At 39.1% G+C, this 20,558-nt stretch carries 32 protein-coding genes, 1 other RNA gene and 2 pseudogenes; 7 read left to right on the forward strand and 28 right to left on the reverse strand.

Going from position 1 to position 20,558, the window contains the following annotated elements; all coding sequences use genetic code 11:
• Positions 1 to 171 precede the first annotated feature (171 nt).
• The 20 genes and pseudogenes from BFM96_RS01345 to BFM96_RS10735 all read right to left on the reverse strand — a co-directional run bounded on the left by BFM96_RS01345 (position 172) and on the right by BFM96_RS10735 (position 9,678).
• Positions 172 to 567, reverse strand: coding sequence for a hypothetical protein (locus BFM96_RS01345; RefSeq protein ID WP_068989379.1), 396 nt, complete (start codon positions 565 to 567; stop codon positions 172 to 174).
• Positions 568 to 597: 30 nt separating this feature from the next.
• Positions 598 to 996, reverse strand: coding sequence for a hypothetical protein (locus BFM96_RS01350; RefSeq protein WP_068989382.1), 399 nt, complete (start codon positions 994 to 996; stop codon positions 598 to 600).
• On the reverse strand, positions 996 to 2,093 hold the full coding sequence (locus tag BFM96_RS01355) for a DUF4417 domain-containing protein (protein ID WP_068989385.1): 1,098 nt from the start codon (positions 2,091 to 2,093) through the stop codon (positions 996 to 998). Before BFM96_RS01355 ends, BFM96_RS01350 begins: the two co-directional genes overlap by 1 nt.
• A 67-nt stretch (positions 2,094 to 2,160) precedes the next feature.
• A complete protein-coding gene (locus BFM96_RS01360) occupies positions 2,161 to 2,541 on the reverse strand; it encodes a hypothetical protein (RefSeq protein WP_068989388.1) in 381 nt (126 codons plus the stop codon).
• A 133-nt stretch (positions 2,542 to 2,674) separates the two neighbouring features.
• On the reverse strand, positions 2,675 to 2,929 hold the full coding sequence (locus BFM96_RS01365) for a DUF1372 family protein (protein WP_068994096.1): 255 nt from the start codon (positions 2,927 to 2,929) through the stop codon (positions 2,675 to 2,677).
• A gap of 245 nt (positions 2,930 to 3,174) precedes the next feature.
• A complete protein-coding gene (locus BFM96_RS01370) occupies positions 3,175 to 3,489 on the reverse strand; it encodes a hypothetical protein (RefSeq protein ID WP_068989392.1) in 315 nt (104 codons plus the stop codon).
• 50 nt (positions 3,490 to 3,539) lie between these two features.
• Positions 3,540 to 4,288: pseudogene (locus BFM96_RS01375) on the reverse strand (DNA-methyltransferase).
• A gap of 11 nt (positions 4,289 to 4,299) precedes the next feature.
• A complete protein-coding gene (locus BFM96_RS01380; RefSeq protein WP_068989394.1) occupies positions 4,300 to 4,734 on the reverse strand; it encodes a helix-turn-helix domain-containing protein in 435 nt (144 codons plus the stop codon).
• Entirely contained in the window at positions 4,731 to 4,934 is a 204-nt protein-coding gene (locus BFM96_RS01385) for a hypothetical protein (RefSeq protein ID WP_068989396.1), read from the reverse strand. The genes BFM96_RS01380 and BFM96_RS01385 overlap by 4 nt, the downstream gene beginning before the upstream one ends.
• Position 4,935: 1 nt before the next feature.
• Positions 4,936 to 5,211: a hypothetical protein gene (locus BFM96_RS01390; protein ID WP_068989398.1), complete on the reverse strand. Its 276-nt coding sequence runs from the start codon at positions 5,209 to 5,211 to the stop codon at positions 4,936 to 4,938.
• 15 nt (positions 5,212 to 5,226) lie between these two features.
• The gene (gene ssb, locus BFM96_RS01395) at positions 5,227 to 5,721 is read right to left on the reverse strand and encodes a single-stranded DNA-binding protein (protein WP_068989400.1); all 495 of its coding nucleotides are present in this window, start codon (positions 5,719 to 5,721) and stop codon (positions 5,227 to 5,229) included.
• A complete protein-coding gene (locus tag BFM96_RS01400) occupies positions 5,715 to 5,984 on the reverse strand; it encodes a hypothetical protein (RefSeq protein ID WP_068989403.1) in 270 nt (89 codons plus the stop codon). The genes ssb and BFM96_RS01400 overlap by 7 nt, the downstream gene beginning before the upstream one ends.
• Positions 5,977 to 6,066: pseudogene (locus BFM96_RS11300) on the reverse strand (MazG-like family protein); the annotation flags it as partial. The gene BFM96_RS01400 and the pseudogene BFM96_RS11300, both read right to left, overlap by 8 nt.
• Positions 6,060 to 7,082 carry a DUF1351 domain-containing protein gene (locus BFM96_RS01405; protein ID WP_068989406.1) on the reverse strand — a complete coding sequence of 341 codons (1,023 nt, stop codon included), beginning with the start codon at positions 7,080 to 7,082 and terminating at the stop codon, positions 6,060 to 6,062. The gene BFM96_RS01405 and the pseudogene BFM96_RS11300, both read right to left, overlap by 7 nt.
• A gap of 11 nt (positions 7,083 to 7,093) precedes the next feature.
• Positions 7,094 to 7,801 (reverse strand): ERF family protein, encoded by a 708-nt coding sequence (locus tag BFM96_RS01410; RefSeq protein ID WP_068989409.1) that lies wholly within the window; start codon positions 7,799 to 7,801, stop codon positions 7,094 to 7,096.
• An 8-nt stretch (positions 7,802 to 7,809) separates the two neighbouring features.
• Entirely contained in the window at positions 7,810 to 7,950 is a 141-nt protein-coding gene (locus BFM96_RS11180; protein ID WP_188595261.1) for a hypothetical protein, read from the reverse strand.
• Positions 7,951 to 8,212: 262 nt separating this feature from the next.
• Positions 8,213 to 8,503 carry an HTH domain-containing protein gene (locus tag BFM96_RS01415; protein WP_068989411.1) on the reverse strand — a complete coding sequence of 97 codons (291 nt, stop codon included), beginning with the start codon at positions 8,501 to 8,503 and terminating at the stop codon, positions 8,213 to 8,215.
• Between the two features lie 112 nt (positions 8,504 to 8,615).
• A complete protein-coding gene (locus BFM96_RS01420) occupies positions 8,616 to 8,951 on the reverse strand; it encodes a hypothetical protein (protein ID WP_068989413.1) in 336 nt (111 codons plus the stop codon).
• A gap of 326 nt (positions 8,952 to 9,277) precedes the next feature.
• A complete protein-coding gene (locus BFM96_RS01425; protein WP_068994100.1) occupies positions 9,278 to 9,538 on the reverse strand; it encodes a hypothetical protein in 261 nt (86 codons plus the stop codon).
• Positions 9,539 to 9,549: 11 nt separating this feature from the next.
• The gene (locus BFM96_RS10735) at positions 9,550 to 9,678 is read right to left on the reverse strand and encodes a ribbon-helix-helix domain-containing protein (protein WP_082815638.1); all 129 of its coding nucleotides are present in this window, start codon (positions 9,676 to 9,678) and stop codon (positions 9,550 to 9,552) included.
• Between the two features lie 62 nt (positions 9,679 to 9,740).
• Between BFM96_RS10735 and BFM96_RS01430 the strand changes: the two genes are divergently transcribed.
• Positions 9,741 to 10,271, forward strand: a complete 531-nt coding sequence (locus BFM96_RS01430) for a hypothetical protein (RefSeq protein ID WP_068989415.1) — start codon at positions 9,741 to 9,743, stop codon at positions 10,269 to 10,271.
• 32 nt (positions 10,272 to 10,303) lie between these two features.
• On the opposite strand, the gene BFM96_RS11185 is transcribed toward BFM96_RS01430, so the two are convergent.
• The 3 genes from BFM96_RS11185 to BFM96_RS01435 all read right to left on the reverse strand — a co-directional run bounded on the left by BFM96_RS11185 (position 10,304) and on the right by BFM96_RS01435 (position 10,949).
• Positions 10,304 to 10,444, reverse strand: coding sequence for a hypothetical protein (locus BFM96_RS11185; protein ID WP_188595262.1), 141 nt, complete (start codon positions 10,442 to 10,444; stop codon positions 10,304 to 10,306).
• Positions 10,445 to 10,461: 17 nt separating this feature from the next.
• The gene (locus tag BFM96_RS10740) at positions 10,462 to 10,590 is read right to left on the reverse strand and encodes a ribbon-helix-helix domain-containing protein (RefSeq protein WP_082815638.1); all 129 of its coding nucleotides are present in this window, start codon (positions 10,588 to 10,590) and stop codon (positions 10,462 to 10,464) included.
• Positions 10,591 to 10,793: 203 nt separating this feature from the next.
• Complete coding sequence (locus tag BFM96_RS01435) at positions 10,794 to 10,949, reverse strand: DNA-binding protein (RefSeq protein ID WP_068994103.1); 156 nt, start codon at positions 10,947 to 10,949, stop codon at positions 10,794 to 10,796.
• Between the two features lie 826 nt (positions 10,950 to 11,775).
• Between BFM96_RS01435 and BFM96_RS01440 the strand changes: the two genes are divergently transcribed.
• The 3 genes from BFM96_RS01440 (at position 11,776) to BFM96_RS10745 (ending at position 14,893) form a co-directional block, all read left to right on the forward strand.
• The gene (locus BFM96_RS01440; RefSeq protein ID WP_068989418.1) at positions 11,776 to 12,495 is read left to right on the forward strand and encodes a LexA family transcriptional regulator; all 720 of its coding nucleotides are present in this window, start codon (positions 11,776 to 11,778) and stop codon (positions 12,493 to 12,495) included.
• A 37-nt stretch (positions 12,496 to 12,532) separates the two neighbouring features.
• Positions 12,533 to 13,498, forward strand: coding sequence for a DUF3644 domain-containing protein (locus BFM96_RS01445; RefSeq protein ID WP_068989420.1), 966 nt, complete (start codon positions 12,533 to 12,535; stop codon positions 13,496 to 13,498).
• A 255-nt stretch (positions 13,499 to 13,753) separates the two neighbouring features.
• Positions 13,754 to 14,893: a tyrosine-type recombinase/integrase gene (locus BFM96_RS10745; protein WP_083201722.1), complete on the forward strand. Its 1,140-nt coding sequence runs from the start codon at positions 13,754 to 13,756 to the stop codon at positions 14,891 to 14,893.
• Between the two features lie 79 nt (positions 14,894 to 14,972).
• On the opposite strand, the gene ffs is transcribed toward BFM96_RS10745, so the two are convergent.
• An RNA gene (gene ffs / locus BFM96_RS01455) (signal recognition particle sRNA small type) lies at positions 14,973 to 15,070 on the reverse strand.
• A 33-nt stretch (positions 15,071 to 15,103) separates the two neighbouring features.
• Positions 15,104 to 15,574: a tRNA adenosine(34) deaminase TadA gene (gene tadA, locus BFM96_RS01460; RefSeq protein WP_145939699.1), complete on the reverse strand. Its 471-nt coding sequence runs from the start codon at positions 15,572 to 15,574 to the stop codon at positions 15,104 to 15,106.
• 195 nt (positions 15,575 to 15,769) lie between these two features.
• Between tadA and BFM96_RS01465 the strand changes: the two genes are divergently transcribed.
• On the forward strand, positions 15,770 to 16,621 hold the full coding sequence (locus BFM96_RS01465; RefSeq protein WP_068989425.1) for a metallophosphoesterase family protein: 852 nt from the start codon (positions 15,770 to 15,772) through the stop codon (positions 16,619 to 16,621).
• Positions 16,622 to 16,772: 151 nt separating this feature from the next.
• On the opposite strand, the gene dhaM is transcribed toward BFM96_RS01465, so the two are convergent.
• Genes dhaM through dhaK form a run of 3 tightly spaced genes read right to left on the reverse strand, consistent with a single transcriptional unit; the run spans position 16,773 to position 18,723 of the window.
• Positions 16,773 to 17,147, reverse strand: coding sequence for a dihydroxyacetone kinase phosphoryl donor subunit DhaM (gene dhaM, locus BFM96_RS01470; protein WP_068989427.1), 375 nt, complete (start codon positions 17,145 to 17,147; stop codon positions 16,773 to 16,775).
• Complete coding sequence (gene dhaL, locus BFM96_RS01475; RefSeq protein WP_068989430.1) at positions 17,144 to 17,722, reverse strand: dihydroxyacetone kinase subunit DhaL; 579 nt, start codon at positions 17,720 to 17,722, stop codon at positions 17,144 to 17,146. Before dhaL ends, dhaM begins: the two co-directional genes overlap by 4 nt.
• Positions 17,723 to 17,733: 11 nt before the next feature.
• Positions 17,734 to 18,723 carry a dihydroxyacetone kinase subunit DhaK gene (dhaK, locus tag BFM96_RS01480; protein ID WP_068989433.1) on the reverse strand — a complete coding sequence of 330 codons (990 nt, stop codon included), beginning with the start codon at positions 18,721 to 18,723 and terminating at the stop codon, positions 17,734 to 17,736.
• Between the two features lie 270 nt (positions 18,724 to 18,993).
• Between dhaK and dhaS the strand changes: the two genes are divergently transcribed.
• Together dhaS and dhaQ are read left to right on the forward strand one after the other, a co-directional pair.
• Positions 18,994 to 19,548 (forward strand): dihydroxyacetone kinase transcriptional activator DhaS, encoded by a 555-nt coding sequence (gene dhaS, locus BFM96_RS01485; RefSeq protein ID WP_068989435.1) that lies wholly within the window; start codon positions 18,994 to 18,996, stop codon positions 19,546 to 19,548.
• Positions 19,549 to 20,538 (forward strand): DhaKLM operon coactivator DhaQ, encoded by a 990-nt coding sequence (gene dhaQ, locus BFM96_RS01490; RefSeq protein WP_068989439.1) that lies wholly within the window; start codon positions 19,549 to 19,551, stop codon positions 20,536 to 20,538.
• Positions 20,539 to 20,558: the final 20 nt, after the last annotated feature.

Consider the following 20,558-nt stretch of genomic DNA (forward strand, 5'->3'; position numbering starts at 1 on the left):
ACCCGTTGGGGGTGCTGTAATAAATAGGCGAACGGACTCCAACCGCCATCTTGATAATAGAACCTGCTTCCCTTTCATTATACAAGTAAGCCATTACCCCACTAAAATACAAACCAGTTCCATCAGTGTTAACGTGTACTATACCATGTTTTAGCGTTTTAAACTACTTTCCTATTTCTTACCTCTATTATACCAAGAATTTACAGCTTTAACAACTATTCTTATATCTTTTTTAGATAGTCCAGTTGTTCCTAATTCATCATGATTATATCCTTTATGGGTATGTGGCAGAGTTCGGATACCATTAACCAAATGTACTCTACCCTCAAGGTCAATCTGCTTATTTCTTTTGTTGCTACTGTCATAAAATGTCAGAGATTTTAAAGCACCAGTTTCACTTATTGTGCCATAAATTCGCCCTTTAGTCATTGTCTCCATAGGAGTTTTAGCATTACCGCCCTTATATCTAACAAATTTTATATTTCCATCGATATGCAAAGTTTCATACTCTGTACCGTATTTCTTCCCCTGTTTGCTCATTCCAGAGCTTGCCCCTCTGCCACCCATGTATTACACCTCTTTCAATGTTTACAAGAATTACCACCAATACCAATTAGAATCCTTCATTTGAGAAAGTATCTTTGTATTGTGTGTTCGAGCATATGCTTTTACAATACCTAATTGCTCTAGTGGAGATTTATTATTAAGGTTTCTATGACCTTGTTTGTCTGCCCACTTAGCTATTGTGTAAGGCTCAAAAATATCACCGTGTACCCCATCAGCAAGATTTCTTTCAATTTTAGAAATAAAACGCTTAGAGTTTCTAGGAATATTCTCTTTCCGGTATTGTGCATCTCTAAATCTTTTATTTTCACCAGATCTATCAAAAAGGTTACTGTTAGATTTACTAGAATCCCCTGTCTTACCTTGCTTAATAGCTTGCCTTAATTTAGCGATTGCACTTGTATTTTTTAACTTTGCTCCACGTCCACCCATTATTTCTTACCTCCTTGTTTCATTCGTTCCGTTGTTGCATTGTCAAAATAAAGTACCTCGACATCTTGATAATCATAATCAACCTTACCACCATAAACTAATAAACGTTTAGGGGATAATCGTTTCATCATTTCATCAACTCCTTTTCTCCAAATATCTAATTGTTCCTTATTTTGCTTAACTCCGATAGTGCTAATCGCTAACGTTCCATTTGAGGGCAAACCATCAAAGCAAAAATCAAAACTATTCTCATAAGCCCATGATACCGTTGGAATAACTGTAATACCCCAATCTTGCATTATCTGGCCAATCAATCGTGAGCGGTAAATATTCCAGACCTGCATAGCAACTGGCATATCTAAGTAAAGGCTAAAATCTGGTGTTAACACGCAAGGGAAAGATGTTAACTTTTCAATGTAAAAATCTGGACGTTGCCAAACTCGTTCAAATTGGTAATCATCTAGGAAAAAATGCACTCCCGCCGTGTAATCTGGCTTATTGAGGATATAGTTGAAACCTTGCAAGGTGCGTGGTATATGGTCAACTGGCTCAAGGGTAGGCATGTTGTACTGACCTGAGGTGCGTGTCTCATCGTAATCATATAAATTGTACTGATTGATGGTGGTCTGCCTGTGAAATTCCTTGTTGCTATCCTCGACATCCTCGTCATCGTTGGGTAATTCCTCATCAACGGCATCTGTGCCAAAGTCTAGCCCTGCTATTTCTAACTCAAAGCCAAACTGTGACATGTCAATGGTTTCAAACTCTCCCATCTCGATAGTCAAAAGTTCTTTATCCCATGTTGAATATTCTGCTACTCTATTATCAGCTAGCCTATATGCCTTTATCTGCTCCTCTGTGAGATTTACTGCATGAGCTACTGGTATTTTATCAATTCCTAAAGAAAGCGCCGCTTTGAGCCTCGTATGACCTGTGATAATGATATTGTTATCATCAACTAAGATTGGTTGCTGAAAACCAAAAGCCTTGATTGAGGCTGCCACCTTTTCTGTCGCCTCACCGTCATTATGTCTGGCGTTTCTGTGGTATGGTTTTATAGATCTTATATCCACATATTTAATACTGAGATTATCCATGTTATCCCCCTAATAAAAAAACCTATGTACCCTGATTATAGATACATAGGTTAGGGTCTTTTTACGGTTATTTCCCTAACGGAATATGTTTATAAGTAGAAATAAAGTAATCATCAAACCACTTATTGATATAAGAGTAAGCTGGGCTAGAGCTTAGATAAAGAATCTTTTGACAAGCACCGATTACATTGATGTTCTCGTAAACATAAACCTCTTTTATCGCTTTCAACATCTTTTGGTCTGATTTTTGGATGTACTCATCTGTGACTGTTTTCAGATTAACCAAAAATATAGACTGCTCAATATTATTTTTTAAGAAAGCCTCATGTATCTTTTGCTCTAGTATTGTTCTTTGTGGATTTCTCTTATCCCTCAAAAAATACCACTTGAGCCAATTGATTTCTTTACGGTGGATAACCGATAGGCGCTCTATTTTCTTTTTGGTCATAATTTACAATTCATCCAATCTAAAATAATCTATCAATTCCTCTTTCAGCTCATCAAAGGTATTGCAAGGTTCAGCCATATCAGAAACATCACACATTGTACTCTCTTTATTCAACATGTTTTCTTCTACAGCATCAACTTCCCCTTTTCTTCAAATACTCTGGGGCATCGTCTCCGACTTTTATACTATCGTACTGCTCCTTGGTAACAAGAAACTTACCATAAGCTCCAATTGTGATAGTATAATGACCTTCAATAATCTGCTTACCTGTCACCTTTCCCACACTATCCATTAGGCCACCACGATTGTCCACATTATAGACAATCACTTTAGAACGCTCCAATTTTTTATCTAGCTGCTCCATTTTGTATAGGATAAGAACAGGCATTATTAGAATGGAGAAGATGATATAAGTATTTGTAAAAGTTGTTAGAACTGATTTTATTTTCTTCACTCTACCCTCCTATCAATCTATAAACTGCATAAAGCAAAATTAGAATATAAGCATCAACCAGGAGCCATGCAATCTTTTCTACTCTGTTGGCCTTAAAGGACTGCTTATCAGCATAACCTATGATAAGAGATAAAAACAAACAAGCACTGATTAAGACAAGTTTTAAAAATAGCTGCATATCACTCCTCCATCAATCCCTGACCGATTTTTTGGAGCAATCCCCAAAATTTCTTATTAAAATCGCCATCCTCCTTTTCATCCTCATCATCTTTAAAGACTTTTTCAAGAGCCTCAGTCTCTGATTTACCTTGTAAAATATCAATCAAGGCATGTGAAATGTTGTGAGTAAAATTGGCTAGTACAAAACACTCCTCATCTTTTACAATAAGGCTCTCAACCATCGCCTTTGTTGCTGTTTGATGCAATTCATCCGTAAATTTTTTCAAGTTGTCCACAATCGTTTCAGATGCTACTGTATTTTTGGTTTTAGTCATTGTCTATTTCCTCCAAAAAATCAAAAATTGTTGTTTGATAGTCATTAGTTTTAAAATAAGCTGGGTTGGTAGCTTGATAACATTTGCTCCTTAGCCTTTTTATAAAAATCTTTCTTAATTTCAAAGCCATAAGCATCACGATTCATCTCAATAGCAGCCCTTAAAGTTGAACCACTACCTGCTACTGGATCGATAACAACATCACCCTCATCTGTAAAAATTTCAATCATCTTTTTAGAACAGGGATAGGTTTTTGTGTTGGGTGAATGACTGAGTAGGAGCTGTCCTTTTCCCATGGTGCATGATTGAGTATCATTGCACCTCCATTGTTGAATTTCGGCAACTTGTCACGATACAACACAGTCGCTTCTTCAACAGCACCAACTATCTTCATGTTAGCTTTCAGCACTTGTGGACTAGATTTCTTTGTGAAATAAAGTGGATAAGCATTGCCGAATCCATGTCTCTTTCCACATTCTATGACCATATTACGTTGCTGCCAAGCATGAAAAACAATCATAGCTGGGGCTTTGCCCTTTTCTTTTGGCTCTTTCTTCAAAAGGCGACTACAAAAATCAAAGAAATTATTGATTTTAAAATCATTGTCTGTATCAAAAAATGATTTTCCCGCTAACTTACTTTCTCCGTTAGCATTATCCCCATCTTTATACCAGCGTGGGTCACTCGCATAGGCGTTATTTCCTAAATTATACGGAATATCCGCTATGATAAGCTGTGCCCTCGGTATGTTATACCTCTTGGAGTTCTCAAAATGGTCGTTTATAAGCTCAAATTTCACTCATGACCTCCTCATTTCAAAAAACTTTGCAACTGCTGCAAGCGTTTCTGATTTTCTAACAACTCTTTATAAACTTCTGCCCTGATAAGAATATAGCCTGTTAAGTCACGACCTATCAGAGCATCATCGACAAATAGCTCTAGCTGTTCTGACGAGCTATCCATTTTGACACTTTCAAAGCACTCTTTTTGCTCTGTGTCCTTTTTCTTCTTGGTGAAAGTGTTAGCAATTACCTCAATCTTTGTTTCATCATTCAAAAACGCTGAAACTTGGGTTTTTAGAGCATCTGCCAGGGCATCAATCTCACCAATGGTGGGTGTTGTAACGTTTCTTTCAATGTCACTTACCCGATTTTGAGATATACCAACCATAGGAGCAAGATCATACTGCGTAAGTCCTGCCTCTTTACGGATAGTACGCATTTTGGCACCGTCAAAAACTTTCATTTGAATACCTCTTGACCATTCTGTAACCAATTATTCTTCACTACATGCTGAGCAATTTTCACTTGCGTATCTGGTTGCTGATAATAGCTCACTTTTTCCTTGTACTGTCTAATTTTCTCCTTAGCATGGGCTGTCACAAAACCTGCCCAGCAGGCAAATACTCCTGCTACCACTGTTAAAATCATTTCATTGTATGTCATATTACTCTCCTCTAGTCTTAATTTTATAAGGAATATTCGATGGCAATCCACCAAACACATCTTCAAATTCTTTGTTAATCCTACGAATATTGAAAGGCTCATAAGCGTAGAAATAATATCCATACTCATCAAGTTCACCCTCAATACCAGTTGCCCAGCTCAAAAATACTGGTTGTTTGCACGTTGGGCAACTGATAGCTTTTTTGTATGGTGCTGTTTTTAAAATCTTACAAAATCCACAATACGGACATTGCAAGTCAACTTTTACTCTGTTCATCTAATCACTCCTATCTTAAAACGGCAAATCATCATCTGAAATATCCATAGGATTTGTGGTTTGTCCTTGGAAAAATGACCCTTGTTGCGGATTTGTATTCATTGATGGATTATAGCCTTGATTGTTTCCGCTTTGGAAATTGCCACCTTGATTATCATAATTTCCCTGCTGTTGTCCTTGATTTTGTTGATGTCTGCTTTCCAATAATTGGAAATGACTAGCAAGAACCTCTGTCACATACACGCGCTGCCCTTGTTGATTTTCATAGTTGCGTGTCTGGATACTGCCTGTAATGCCAATCAATGAGCCTTTCTTAGCCCAGTTTGCAAGATTTTCCGCCGCTTGTCGCCAGATAACACAATTGATAAAATCAGCCTCACGCTCGCCAGCTTCATTTTTAAAAGGGCGATTAACTGCAAGAGTAAAGGTGGCAACAGCCACATTTGAGGGCGTGTATCTCAGTTCAGCATCTTTTGTAAGTCGCCCCACTAAAACAACATTATTTAGCATTTACCAAATCCTCCTTGACTAAGAAATTTTTGATAATTATGCATTATTAATCTATCTTCTAACCGTACAAGGGTATGGCATCTTGCCTTTTTCTTTGTTTTGAATTTTCTACCATCAAGATAATATTTTCTAGTCGGCTTTGAACTTTTCCTATACCAGGAATTCCCTTTTTTGATTTCATGGATAGTCCCATGTTTCAATTGAAAACCGGTTAACCCCAACACATTTAGATGACTGTACTTTTTTCGTGTTCTCTTATTCATTTCCTAAATCCTCCTTTTTCACAAACACACCATCCACCATTTTTCCTTGTCGGTCTTTGATTTCATTCCATGCCATTACAAATCTCCCAAAGTCTCAAAACTAATAAAATTATCCTCAAGATACTCTTTAAGCTCATCTAGTTGTGGTTTGCCACCGTGCAAAGTTAGTACCATTGTGACTGTTACTGGCTCGCTAGGTACAAATTCTGCCACTTCTGGGGCTGTGTTTTGGGTCTGAGGTCTGTCTGCCCCCTGCCACCCACTCTCAAGCTCTGATGGGCTGTTTTCGATGATTTCCCCTGTCTCAGCATCAATTGCTTTAATGTTGGCATTTGCTTGTTCCTGTGCCATACGTTCAATTTCTGCTTTACGCTCTGCCTCTGCTTTAGCCCTCGCCTCTTGTTGCTCTTTGCGTAAAGCGATGGCATCACGGTCTGATTTCATTAGTTTTAGGACATCAACCAGTGACTTCCCATCCTCAAAATGTCTGATATAGCCCTCTGCTGGTAAATCGTACTCTTGAGCTTGTTCCTCGATAACCTGCTTATTAGCTTTGAATTGCTCCAATGCTTCAAATTCAGCAAGCACCAGAGCGTCCATTTCATCAAGTACTGTTTTCTTGAGTTCAAATTTACCTGTCTTGAAATGCTTTTTAAGACTGTACTCCTCGTACTTGTTTTCAAAGGTGGATTTTTCAAGACCTGCTACCATACACTTATCTTCAAATGTGGCACGGACAACATCCACACGCATCAATCGCTCATGCTCATCAACTGCATTTAGTCCTGCTGTGATAGTCTCAATAACCTCATCAAGAGGTTTCAAAGTTTTCTTATACCACTTTTCAAATTCTGCATAAGGGTTATTGATATTTGATTTAATTTCTTTTCGACGTGCCTCTAGTGCTTGTTTTAGCTTGTTAAGCCGTGTACGCTCATCATAATCAATTTTATAAGTTGAGGCTGTCACCTCATAATCAGTGTACTGTGCAACGATTGCTGCAAGTTGCTTTTCCACGCTAGCATAATCAACGTTGATGACCGCTGGTGTGAATTCTACCTGAATTTCTGTTAGTGTTGAATTTGTTACATCTTTCATTTCTGTTCTCCTTATTTTGCCTGTGCTATTTTTAGCTGTGTTTTCAAATATCCCAAGACAACCTCATAGCCTGCTGCTGTAACTTGATGAAAATCTGTAATCTTGTATTTACTCAAAACAAAGTTAGCTATTTGATCAACAGGAATTCCCTTGGCCTTTGCGATAGACTCGACTGTTCGGAAAATCGTCTGATATTGGATATTGTCAATAAATTGCCCCTGTTGGTTGTTTGGTTGCTGATTATTTTGAGGCTGTTGATTAGGTTTTGATTGCTGGGCTTGTTGTTTTTGTCCTTGCTTTTGATTGTTTTGTTGGTGATACTCATTGCTATCTGCATCTTTGGTATCGTCAATCAAGAAAAGACCATTTAAGGCGTATTTCCTAGCATAACTAGATGCTGCTCCTGTTATCTGTGAGCCATCCATCCCTTTTTTGATTTCTTCTTCTCTTGCCCTAGCCTTGACAGTGATTTTTTCACCGGTCTCAACATCAACAAATGAGATAGTTGCTACAAGATAATACCGCTGTCCAACGTACTCTATGCTATCATCCTCGATATAGGTGATTGCATTATTCTCAACAAGTAATGGCTTTAACGCCTCCATAATGTCCTCGGCATTACGATAACTATACTTACCAAAATTGTTGTACTGACCTTTGGGAGCTTTCAAATCACGTTGAATATTAAGCAACTTCCTGTAAATTGTTAATTCTGCCATCGCTCACCTCATGCCACATACTTTCTACCAAGCTTTTTCACCAAGTAGATGTACTTAGGTCTATTCGTCAGCCCTAGATTCAATAACTCCTCTTTCTCAGCTTGGCTCGCTCTCTGCCAAACCAAATCTTCTCGACTGTATTTTTTCATCACCAGTCCTCATGCTTTCTTTTTGATTTCTCCTTGTGGATAACCCCACTACCCCTATATTATTTAGTCTAGGATAAGGAGATTATTGTATTTGTTAGTCTTTATTATTCAGTTAGTTATTATTTATAAATTAGTATTTATTATTAAGTTAGTATTTATTAGTGGACAGTTTTTCACATTTGAATTTTTTAAATCTGAATTTTTCACATTTGAATTTTTCAAAAATGATTTTTTTCAAATCTGAATTTTTGAGATTTGAATTTTATTTTAAGTTTTCCACAGACTTATCCACAACTTGAGAAGGCACATACTCCTCCAGTTTTGGTAAAATGTAATCTTTAAAATACCAATCTGTTATCTTAAAATCAGCAGCAAATCTGAAAGTCTCTTTCCCCTTTTTATAGCCCCGACCTATCGTCACCGTACGAATATAGCCAAGCTCCTCTAACTGCTTAAAATACTTGTCAACCGTAGTCCTTGATAATCCCGCCCTCTTTGCAATTTCAGGCGGATAAATTTTCCAAGTCGACTTATTGCGTAAAATGACGAGCATGATTCCCAAAGCTCTAGCATCCAACCCAGGATCATCAATCAAATCATTATTGATAGTTGTATAATTTTTATCGCTATTTTTATGGAAAGATATATTGCATGTCTCTCATGCCTTATGCTCCTCTCTTCATTTTTATCTTTTTCTTGATTTCTCGCTTACCATCTAAAGTTTTTCGATATTTCAAAAACTTTCTAAAGCCCTCAATATCTGTACTTGTACCATAGACATATTCTGTCCACCCGGGCAAATTATCCATCAAACGACGAATATCTCCGACCTGACGCTCCGTCAAATCAAACTTCAAAGCCAAATTCTTATCACACATAGCCTCAAGCTCAAAACTCTTGTTAAATTTGCCATTCTCCAAGGCTCTGGTCACAATTTTAGTCACAGTTTCAACAATCAAACGTTTCACCTCTGCTTGCCAGTCCACACTGAATAATTCCATAGCCTTTTCTCCTTTCTTGTGATATAATTTAAGTAGTTAATTTTTGTAAGTCCCCTCCTACTGATTGCCGTCAGTGTTTTAGAACTATGTTGTTTCAAGCGTTCTAAAACTGGGGGCTTTTTTGCTATAATTGGCTTATCCTATTGAAAGGAGGATAAGCTATGATTACTTGTCATATTGTGATTGAGGGGCATACAGAACCTGTTCCAATGATATTGCCTACTATTCCCTCTATAGGCTCTGTCATTGCAAGGTCATCAGACCCTAAATCAGAACATTATTTAGTGAAATGTGTTGAATATGTTCACGGTCATGATACTGTTAATTTACATATTCAAGCATTTCCGAACCAGATCAGTGCTGTCAACGCTATTGATGGTTTCAGGAATAATAGATAATTCTATTACCTTAACCCAATAATTATCCAACACTTTTTTATCAATATAGACTGCTTGTTCGCACAAACCTCCATAATCATCAAAAAATATGGCTCGTCGAACAAGCAGTTCTTTTTCACTTTCTAGCTCAATACGACCAGCGATTTTGCCAGAAATTTCAAGATATTTACCCACCAAGTTATTTTCCATGCTGCTCCTTTCTACTCCCTCTCTAACTTCTCCACCACCGCCAAGCGAACAAAAGCCGACATGGACAAGCCCAAACGCTTGCATCGCTCTTCTAGTCGCTCTTTTAGGGGCGGTGACAACTGAACGTGTATAAACTTCATGATCAATACTCCTTTTTTCTACTTGTATGATATAATGAAAAATAAAATGACTGGAGAATAATATGCCAAATATAACAAATGATAACGTCCAAATCTGGACTCTATACATCACCGTAGCTATCGCTTTAATAGGATTCGTTTTTAACGTCATATCCTTGAGACAAACTAAAAAAGCTACTGAGGATATGGCAAAGCCTTATATCAATGTCTTTATAGATGTCTATGCTATAAAAAGCGATTATCGAGTCTATGTTTTCAAAAATTTCGGAAACTCTCCGGCCTATATCGATAAAATTGAAGTACTTGGTGAACTTGACACCGTCCATCAAAAACTCAAATTTCAATCATTAGTTGGAAATATGATTGCCCCAGGTCAGTCAATAACCTCAACGATTGAAAGAGGGTATCACGGTATAGCGACGCTTCACATCAAATATCATGACCAACACAATAACGATTACAAAGCCTCTTTTAGACTAGATGCCGATGCTTTCAATACATTGACCTATATAGTCCCAGATACTAGCAATAGTGACGATGTAGCAAGTGCTATCCGTCAATCAACTGCTGCCCTCATTCGGGATATGAAATAGCTATCATTTCCCCACCCCACGTCTTGATAATATCAAAATGCTTTGGCGTGGCGAAATCGAATTTGAACATCTTCATCGCTAAGCGTATTGGCGATGATTTTATTTTTGATGTCAATAGCCTCATCCTCGGACTTAACGATAAACTCATAACGTATTTTCAGTTTCGCATTCATTCAGCCTCTCTCCTTTCCTACTCCCTCTCTAACTTCTCCACCACCGCCAAGCGAACAAAAGCCGACATGGACAAGCCCAAACGCTTGCATCGCTCTTCTAGTCGCTCTTTTAGAGGCGGTGACAACTGAACGTGTATAAACTTCATAGTCTACTCCTTTCTACCCTTAGGTGTTAAATCTCTTGAAGAATGTCAAGAGATTTTATACAAGTATTGTATAAAGTTTGACCTTTATTTGACCAAATGCTTTTGCGTCAGCTATTCCTTGAATGGTAATTCTAAATCCATATTTTCCTCCTTGGTGAATAAGCTGTTTTTGTACGAATTTTCGTATATATAATTAAATTTTTTTATCCTGAAATACTTCCCTCAGAAAACAGAAAGACCATATCGTATTCAGGAAAAAATCTAGTCTGTATAGCTAACGCTTCTCCAAATTTAAAATCTGATTTTCCGTCGATTTTATCTCTGATAGTCTGATATTTCACGCCCAAAAAATCTGCCATATCTACCAAAGTTACATTTTTTTCCTGACGAACTCTTTCAATATTTAACAAAAAACCTCACTCCTTTCTTTTTCAAATGTGGTATAATACAGTTGGCACTAACGATATCGCCTTAGAAAAGGAGGTACCGCTTATGTGCGATTTCATCATATTTTTACTTACCGCAATCGTTGACGCCATCGTCAGCTGGTTGGTGGCTCGCTGGTTAGACGACCACTTCGGCAAGTAATCACGGTTAGTGTCTTCTAACCCACAACAAAAGCCCCTAGATTGCTGGAACAGTCTAGGGGCTTTGTGTAGCACTAATCTTAGTGCGATTTCATCTTCCCCTATATTATCCCACATACGAATGATATTGTCAATTATTTTTGATGATACCTAAAAACTAAAGACCTAGCAATTTCCAGATGATATTAACAATAGTGGCAGCACCTGTAGCAATTAAAAGAATAATCACCCAGTAAAGAATGTCATCTTTTTTGTTTTTCATTGTCTCTATCTCCTTTCTATGCTATAATGATAGTTAAGCGATGGGGCTTTCGCCCCGTCTCTTAACCGAGTAGCCAATCGATTAGCTTTGTGATGATCGCTGTAGCGACTGCTACTCCTAGCTCCTTTTTGTAGGAGCTTTTTTCTTTTTCAAGATGGATGTGAATTTCCGTCTTGTAAGGTTTTCGGTATCGCAAGTTATCACCTCCCTCAACCTTATGTAATTATTATATACGAATTTTCGTACATTGTCAATACTTTTTTTTAAAAAAATTATGTTTTTTTGTTTTACATACGATTTTTCGTATGATATAATGAGAAAAAAGAGGTTGAGAATATGAACGAAATTGAACTAAAAAGAATGATTGAGTACCGTTATAATAGTGTCCGTGCATTTGCTTTAGAAAATGAAATTCCTTATACAACAATGCGTTCTATTCTTGAACGTGGTATTATGAATGCAAAAGCAGAAACAATATTTAAGATATGTGCTGCGTTAGGAATTAAGCCTGAAATATTTGCCACCTCACCAGACGCAAAAAATGGCACCGTACAGGCGATAAATGACAAGGTGGTACAATTACACCCCGAACGCCAAGAAAACGTACTAGGCTACGCTACGGAGCAATTAGAGGAGCAAGAAAAGGAAGAGCAACCATCTTTAGAGATTAACGAACCCCTCTTTGAATACCGCGTCTATGAAAAAGCAGCCGCAGGAAACGGCTACGGCTACACAGGAGATAGAAACTACGACATCGCCTATTTTGACGAGGAGATCCCCCACGACTTCGCCACATGGATTTGGGGCGACAGCATGGAGCCGACCTATCTCAACGGCGAAGTAGCCCTTATCCGAGATGGCGGCTATGACTATGACGGTGCTGTCTATCTCGTTGACTGGGACGGACAATCCTATATCAAGAAAGTCTATAAAGAAAAAGACGGTCTCCGCCTTGTCTCTCTCAATAAAAAATATGCCGACAAATTCGCAGCATGGGAAGAAGAACCACGCATCATTGGAAAAGTCATCGGTAGCTTCCAGCCGATGGAGAGATGAGACAGAGCGGTTTATAGGGAATAATAGAGGAAAAACAATGAAAAATCTATCAAAACAACTAGTGGATAAGAGTGTTGAAGCGTTTATCATAGGCCTAGAAATCTACAATAAACCCACTATACGTTATAGGATTGAAGGGTTCAGCTTTTTTATCTGTAACGCATGGGAATTGATGCTGAAAGCTGAGTATCTAAATCGTGGAAAGTCTATCTACTTCAAAGATAATCCCGATAGGACGCTAAGCCTTGATAACGTTTTAAAGAAAATTTACTCCGATGAAAATACACGCATTCGTCTGAATCTTGAGCGGATTATCGAATTAAGAAATATCAGTACACACTATATCACAGAAGATTATGAATTGAAATATGCTCCGCTATTTCAAGCCTGTGTTATAAATTTCGTCAATGAGATTAAGAGATTCCACTCTGTGGATATTACTAAGTATATCGCTCACAACTTTCTGACGATTTCTGCAAGCTATGAGCCTCTAACAAACGAACAAATTAGGGTAAAATATCCACCAGAAATTGCTGAAAAATTTATCCAACAAGCTAATGAAATAGATGTACTCTCTGAGCAATATAATTCGGACAAATTCGCTATTGGAATTAGGCAAAATCTCTATCTGACTAAGAAGAAAGACGAAGCTGATTTCGTAGTTTCAATACAGCGTAACTCTCCATCTGGGGTCGCCATTGTCAAAGACTTAAAAGATCCTTCAGAAACTCACAAATATTCATACGGAAATATTATTTCCGTAGTGACCGATAAATTGAACAAGGATAATATAAAGCTTGGTTACAAAAATGGATTCAACCAATATGTGCTAAATCTAGTTATTGACTTTTACAGTATCAAGCAAGACGAAAAGTGGGCTTACTGCCACAAAATTGGCAAACTAGAATCTTACACCTACTCTCAGCAATTTGTTGATTTTATTGTATCCGAGATCAAAAAAGACCCTCAAAACTTCGTTGAGAGCCTTAAAAAATCAAAATAAAAAAGAAAACCCCAGGCACATAGGAATGCTCAGTACAAAGTACCTACCCCTTTCTGGGACCCAGCGTTAATCCTTCACGAGTTATTCTTTAAATACATTATAACACACAAAAAATTCCCTGTAAAGAATTAAATAAAAAACTCCCCACACTCGCCATCGCCAAACGTTGAGTGTGAGGAGAAAAAATGATAGTAAATAGGCATTAAAAAGCCCCTTTTACTATACCCATTTTATCAAGAAATGAGGAAAAATGCAATGTGGATAGAAGAACATAGGAGCGGAAAATTTAACTTTTTTGAACGATATAAAGATCCCTATACAGGAAAATGGAAAAAAGTATCCGTGCTCATGGAGAAAAAGACACCGCAAGCACAGAATCAAGCCGCAAGATTGCTACAAGAAAAAATCAATCAAAAATTACAAATAAAACCTAATCACTCAGATATAAACTTTGAAACTCTATACAAAGAATTTAAGCTTGGATGGTCTCAAAGTGTCAAGAACTCCACCATTTATTCAACAAACAATATTGAAAAAGTCATTCTTGACAACATACCAGGGGATTATCTAGTCAAAAACATAGACAGACGGTTTTTACAAAGTATAATCAATAACCTACTGAACGAAGGTCGCTCACATAACTTTACTAGCAAAGTCAAATCTAAGTTAAAACAAATCATGGCATTTGCCGTGAGGATGAATTATATTGATAGAAATGAGATGCTATCTGTTGAAATGCCTAAAAAAGTATTGACAACAGAAATGATTCAAAAATCAAAAAGGAAATATCTGGATCAAACAGAGTTTGAGTTGTTAATGAAACATTTAGAAGAAGAGAGTATCCGTGATTATCGGGTTGCAAAGTATGCCAAAATTGCCCAAGTATTATTTATGACAGGCATGCGTTATGGAGAATTAGCTGCCTTAAATCCAGAAACCGATATTGACTTTGAACATCAAACCATATACATCCAACACAATTATAATTTCAGAGATAAAGAACGAACGACACCTAAAACAGTCAAATCAGATAGAGTGATTGCTGCACCTACCAAGGTATTAAACATCATTCAACAGCAACTAATCACCAATATAGAAAATGGCTTTGATACAGATTTCATCTTTATCAATACGAAAGGGCAACCAATCAACCCCGAGCGAGTCATCGGAGCCTTAAAAAGACATGGTCAAAAAATAGGAATTGAAAAAAATATCACAACGCATATATTCAGGCATTCTCACATCTCTCTATTAGCAGAATTAGGAATTCCGCTCCCTGCTATCATGGATAGAGTAGGGCATTCAGATTCCAAAACAACATTAGAGATATACTCTCACGTCACTAAAAAAATGGGAGATGAACTCATACAAAAACTCAATGATTTAAAGTTTTAAACTTTTGCCCCAAAAATGCCCCAAAAGTAATTTTGAATAAGAAAAAAAGCCTTGAAAATATTGATTTCATAGGCTTTTTAAAGATAAAGAAAAAAGAGCACACAGCTTACATCGCTTAGGGCTGCTGGATTCCTCCCCTGACCCGCTTCACGCAAAGCTGTTGCTCCAGAGACTATTATACCACATTTTCTTCATTTTGCACATGAAAAGTCATTTTTTCCGTCGATTTCTGAAAAATTCCTGCATCATCTGGGCGCATTCTTCTTCGAGAATTCCACTTTCAACCGCTACACGGTGGTTAAGCCGCTCATCTGTCAAAATATCATACAAGCTTCCTGCTGCCCCAAATTTTTGATTGGTCGCTCCAAACACGACCTGCGGAATTCGAGCAAGCCCAATCGCTCCACTACACATAACACAGGGTTCAATAGTGACAAACAAAGTCGCATCTAGCAGCCTCCAGCTTGAAGTCTGGCTATTTGCCTCCTCAATCGCCATAATTTCTGCATGCATAACTGCTCGCTGCAATTCTTCACGTGCATTATGCCCACGACCTATAATTTCCCCATCTTTCACAATCACACAGCCGATAGGAATTTCTTCCAACTTCAGGGCGATATGGGCCTCTTTCAAGGCTTCTCGCATAAAACGTTCTTTTTCTTCCTTCGTATAATCCATCATCGCTTCCTTTCACTGCCTTCATTATACCAAAAAGATAAAAAGTTTCCCATTCTCACTTGAAAAACAGATGCCAACTTCGTATAATAACAGTAGATGCTTCAGCATGCAATGAAAGCATTTCTGAATGGCGAATGTTACGGCTATACTTGAACGTTTAGTATCACAAAGTGCACCATCAATTGATAAGGAGAAGCTATGACTCACAAGATTGCGATATTATCGGATATCCATGGAAATCTTACTGCTTTACAGGCTGTTCTTGAGGATTGTTCCAAGCAGGGCATCACTGAATACTGGATTTTGGGAGACTGTTGGCTTCCCGGGCCTGCTCAAAGGGATATTTTCGAACTCTTGGACCAACTTCCTGTAACGGTTTGGATTCGGGGAAATTGGGATGACTGTCTATTAGAGTCCTTAGATGGTGTTTATAGCACAAAGACAGCTCAAGAAATCTATATTCTCCGCCTGAGTCAATACTTGCTAGAAGATTTGACGGCAGAAGATATCACCCGCATTCGACAACTCCCTCTACAGCAAGAACGAATAATCAACGGCCTTCATATTAGTATTTCTCACAATTTACCCCAGCAAAATTATGGCAGGGCACTGTTGAGTACCAATCCAACTGAAAATTTTGATGCCTTGTTTGAAAAAGACTACGACATCGCCGTTTATGGGCATATTCATTCCCAAGTTCTCCGTTATAGTAGCAAGGGACAGCTCATTCTCAATCCAGGCTCTATCGGCCAGCCTTTCTTTACTTGGGAGCCTCTGTGGAATGACCTCCGAGCTCAATATGCTGTGTTAGAAATTGATGAAAAAGGACTGCCAAATCTACAGTTTCGCAAGGTAGACTATGATATCAAACGCGAATATCAACTCGCAAAAGACCGACAACTCCCTTACTTGGAACTCTACAAAGAGCTGCTAGATACAGGTGCCCTCTATACCCACGACGAAACGACCCTTCAAAAGTGGACCGCCCGTTATCCCTATAAACACGATGTTCAAACATTCTTTTCTTCCTCAGCTCATTCTGATTTGTAATGGCTCAGCTGCCAACGCTTGCCATCACAGGATTTCTCGTGATGATGTCGAAACTTTCTCAACACCTATACAAAGAACAAAAAATAAAAACTCTTAGAAAGCTTACCTAGTAGCATTTCTAAGAGTTTTTATATTGCTTCAATTCGAGCCCTTATTTGTTGATTTGCAGCTCTGCTAACTGTTCTAAAATAGCATCAAGGGGAGCACCCGCCTGCAATAGGGCTGCTGCGGTGTAGCTTCCTTCGACAATGGGAACAGACTGGATTTGGATATTTTTGTCAGAGAAGTCAGCGACCATTTCCATGTTCATCCGAGCACTGCCTAGGTCAAAGAAGGCAAGGATGGTGTCGGCAGGATTGCTGTTTACTGCGTGTTCTACGCAGGAAAATTCTGTTCCGATGCTGCCGTCTTCTAATCCACCACAATAGGTAAGAGGGACATCTTTTGCAACCTCGGAGATTAAATCAACAACTCCTTGGGCAAGATGACGAGAGTGCGAGACAAGGACGATACCAATTTGTGTCATACGAGTCCAGCCTCTACCAATGCTTCAAAAAGAAGACCAGAAGAGTAGGAACCAGGATCGATATGTCCCACAGAACGCTCCCCAACGTAAGAAGCCCGTCCCTTTGTAGCCTGTAAGTCCTTGGTGCTGTCAACGGCTGCTCGGATAGATTCTAGACTGAGTTGCCCTGCTTTTAGATCAGCGATGACAGGTGTCCAGACATCGACCATGGTTTTTTCTCCGACTTCCGCCTTTCCTCGTTTTTGAATCATATCAAGTCCAGCTTGAAGGCTATCAGAGAGAGAATCATTCGCTTGTGCACTCTTGGTTAATCCCATGAAAGCTGAGCCGTAGAGTGGTCCAGAAGCTCCACCGACTTTACTGAGCAGTTGCATGGACACCACTTTAAAGATTTGATCGGAACTAGCAAATTCCTTTCCCTCTAACTCTTCCATGACTGCTGCCATGCCTCGTGCCATATTGCCACCGTGGTCACCATCTCCAATCGGTGTATCTAACTCGCTCAACAAGTCTTTATTTTCTTGGATTTTTTGGGCAAATAATTGCATCCATTTGAATACTGCTTGTGTCTCCATTCTTTCCTCCTTTACCAAGCTGGGGTTTCAACTGTTGCCTCTAAAGCCTCCAACCAGCTACTATCTTCTAATTGAATGAGGGTGAGGGATAGTCCTGCCATATCGATTGATGTCATATAGTTTCCAATCTTATGGTAGACCACTTCAATTTGCTTACTCTCTAAGAGTTGTGCGACGTCGTTAGCAAAAACATACTGTTCCATGAGTGGTGTAGCCCCGAGACCGTTGATAAGAAGACCGTATTTCTCGCCTGCTGTGGCTTCAAAATCTTGGAGTAATTTAGCAACTAACTCTTCAGCCAATTCTTTAGACGGTTGGAGTTTTTCTTTCTTATAGCCCGGTTCACCGTGGATACCAACACCGTATTCAAATTCATCTTCTTCTAGGACAAAACCTGGTTTTCCAACTTCAGGGACAGTAGCTCCTGAAAGGGCTAATCCAATGGTTTTAATCTGCGGAACAAGTTTATCTGCCAACTCTTTGATTTCAGCGAGGGATTTTCCTGTTTCTGCAGCATGACCAAGAATCTTATGGACTAAAATCGTACCAGCAACACCACGACGACCTTGTGTATAGAGGCTGTTTTCAACTGCAATATCATCATCCACGACGACACTTGCAACTTCAATGCCTTCCATTTCAGCTAATTCCTGTGCCATTTCGAAGTTCATAATGTCACCAGAATAGTTTTTGATGACCATAAAGACGCCTGCCCCTTCGTCAGCTGCCTTGATCGCTTCTAAAATCTGATCTGGTGTTGGCGAAGTAAAGACAGCTCCACAGACAGCAGCTGATAGCATACCACGTCCAACAAAACCTGCGTGAGACGGCTCGTGACCAGAACCTCCACCTGAGATGAGCCCAACTTTTCCACGTTTTTCAGCTTTCCGAACGATGACGTCATAGCCGTCTAAGCGCTCAACCAATTGACCATGCATAAAGACAAGACCTTGGAGCATTTCATCGACAACGTGCTCTGGCTGATTGATAATTTTTTTCATGAGTATTCCTCCTAATGAATATGAGTCATAAGAAGAGATTTGCCCTAGGAAGGTGGATGTTCGAAAGAGACAATCTATTTCTATGATGACAGTGATGATTACGCTTACAGTATACTGGATTTTAAGGAAAAAAGAAAGGGACAAAATAGGCTGTCTGTCCCTTTGGATTTTTGGAAAAATATGGTAAGGTAGAGATAGAATGACTGGAGGATGTTGATAGAGTATCAATCTGTTTTTCGGTTGAATGGAAGGGTAAGAAAAGAGTAAGGCATGGGAACATCTCTGATTACAAAAAAGCGGATTGCAAAGGCCTTTAAACAGCAACTGGCCCAAAAGAGCTTCGATAAACTATCGGTTGTGGATATTATGCAGGAAGCCAACATGCGACGCCAGACCTTTTATAATTATTTTTTGGATAAGTATGAACTGCTGGATTGGATTTTTGAAACGGAGTTACAGGAGCAGGTCACCGATAATCTCAACTATATCAGTGGCTTGACCCTGCTCGATGAATTGCTTTACTATATTGAACGAAATCAGTCCTTTTATGTCCAGCTGTTTGAAATCAAAGGCCAAAATGCTTTTGTTGCTTACTTGGACGGCTATTGTCAGATTTTACTAGAGAAGATTCTTCGAGAGGTGCAAAGTCAGGAGCGTGTGAACCTAGAGGACAACTATGTGCAATTCTTAGTTTCGTATCATGCGGGGGCCCTGCTCTCCTTGATTGAGCAGGGAATTCGACAGTGTCCATGTAGACTTTGTGAGCACTATCCTTATTTGGTGCAAGTGGTCACAAGATCCGTTAGAGAAGGAAAGGGGAAGTAAATGGTTGCCATTATCAATCAAGCTCATCACGTTATTTCTCAATATATAGATGGTTTCTTGCTGACTCATCCCGAACTTGAGCGGCTAGATCAAGAGCCTATTATTGCTTTGAGGGAGCAAGAAAAGACTTGTGTTCCTTTGATTTCGGGTGGTGGTGCTGGTCATGAACCCATGCATCTAGGCTTTGTCGGGCAAGGAATGCTGACAGCGGCAGTTTATGGCGAAGTTTTTATTCCACCGACTGCTGAGCAAATCTTACGTGCGATTCGGCATGTGCATAAAGGAAGCGGCGTTTTTGTTATCGTTAAAAATTTTGAAGCAGATCTACTAGCTTTTCAAACGGCTATTCATCAAGCTCGTCAAGAAGGGATTCCGGTTAAGTACATTGTGTCCCATGATGACATTTCCGTTGACACCAAAAAGAATTTTCAAAAGCGGCATAGGGGACTAGCAGGAACCATTTTACTGCATAAGATTGTAGGGGCAGCGGCCCAGTCGGGCCTGTCCTTGGATGATTTAGAACAGCTGGCTTTAGCCTTGTCAACAGAGATTGCGACGATTGGTTTTGCAAGGAAATCAGCACGTTTTCCTCAAGCAGCACACCCTTTATTTGAGCTAGAAGAAGGGCAGATTTCGTATGGTATCGGTATTCATGGTGAAGAAGGCTATCGGACGGTTCCCTTTGAATCATCAGAGCAATTAGCTAATGAAATTGTCAATAAGTTAAAACTGCGTTTCCGCTGGCAGGAGGGGGAAGAGTTTATCCTCTTGGTGAATAATTTAGGGACGATTTCTGAGTTAGAACAAGGTGTCTTTCTGAATGATATTTGCCAATTATTGGATTTGGAAGGTTTGCGACTTTCCTTTATCAAGGCAGGACGATTTGCGACCAGTTTAGACATGGCAGGGCTGTCTGTCACCCTTTGCCGTGTCAAAGACCCTGTCTGGCTTGCGTATTTACAGGAAAAAACCACCGCACCAGCTTGGTAGAACACTAAAAAAGTCAAAGG

Source organism: Streptococcus himalayensis, from assembly GCF_001708305.1.
GTDB lineage: Bacteria > Bacillota > Bacilli > Lactobacillales > Streptococcaceae > Streptococcus > Streptococcus himalayensis.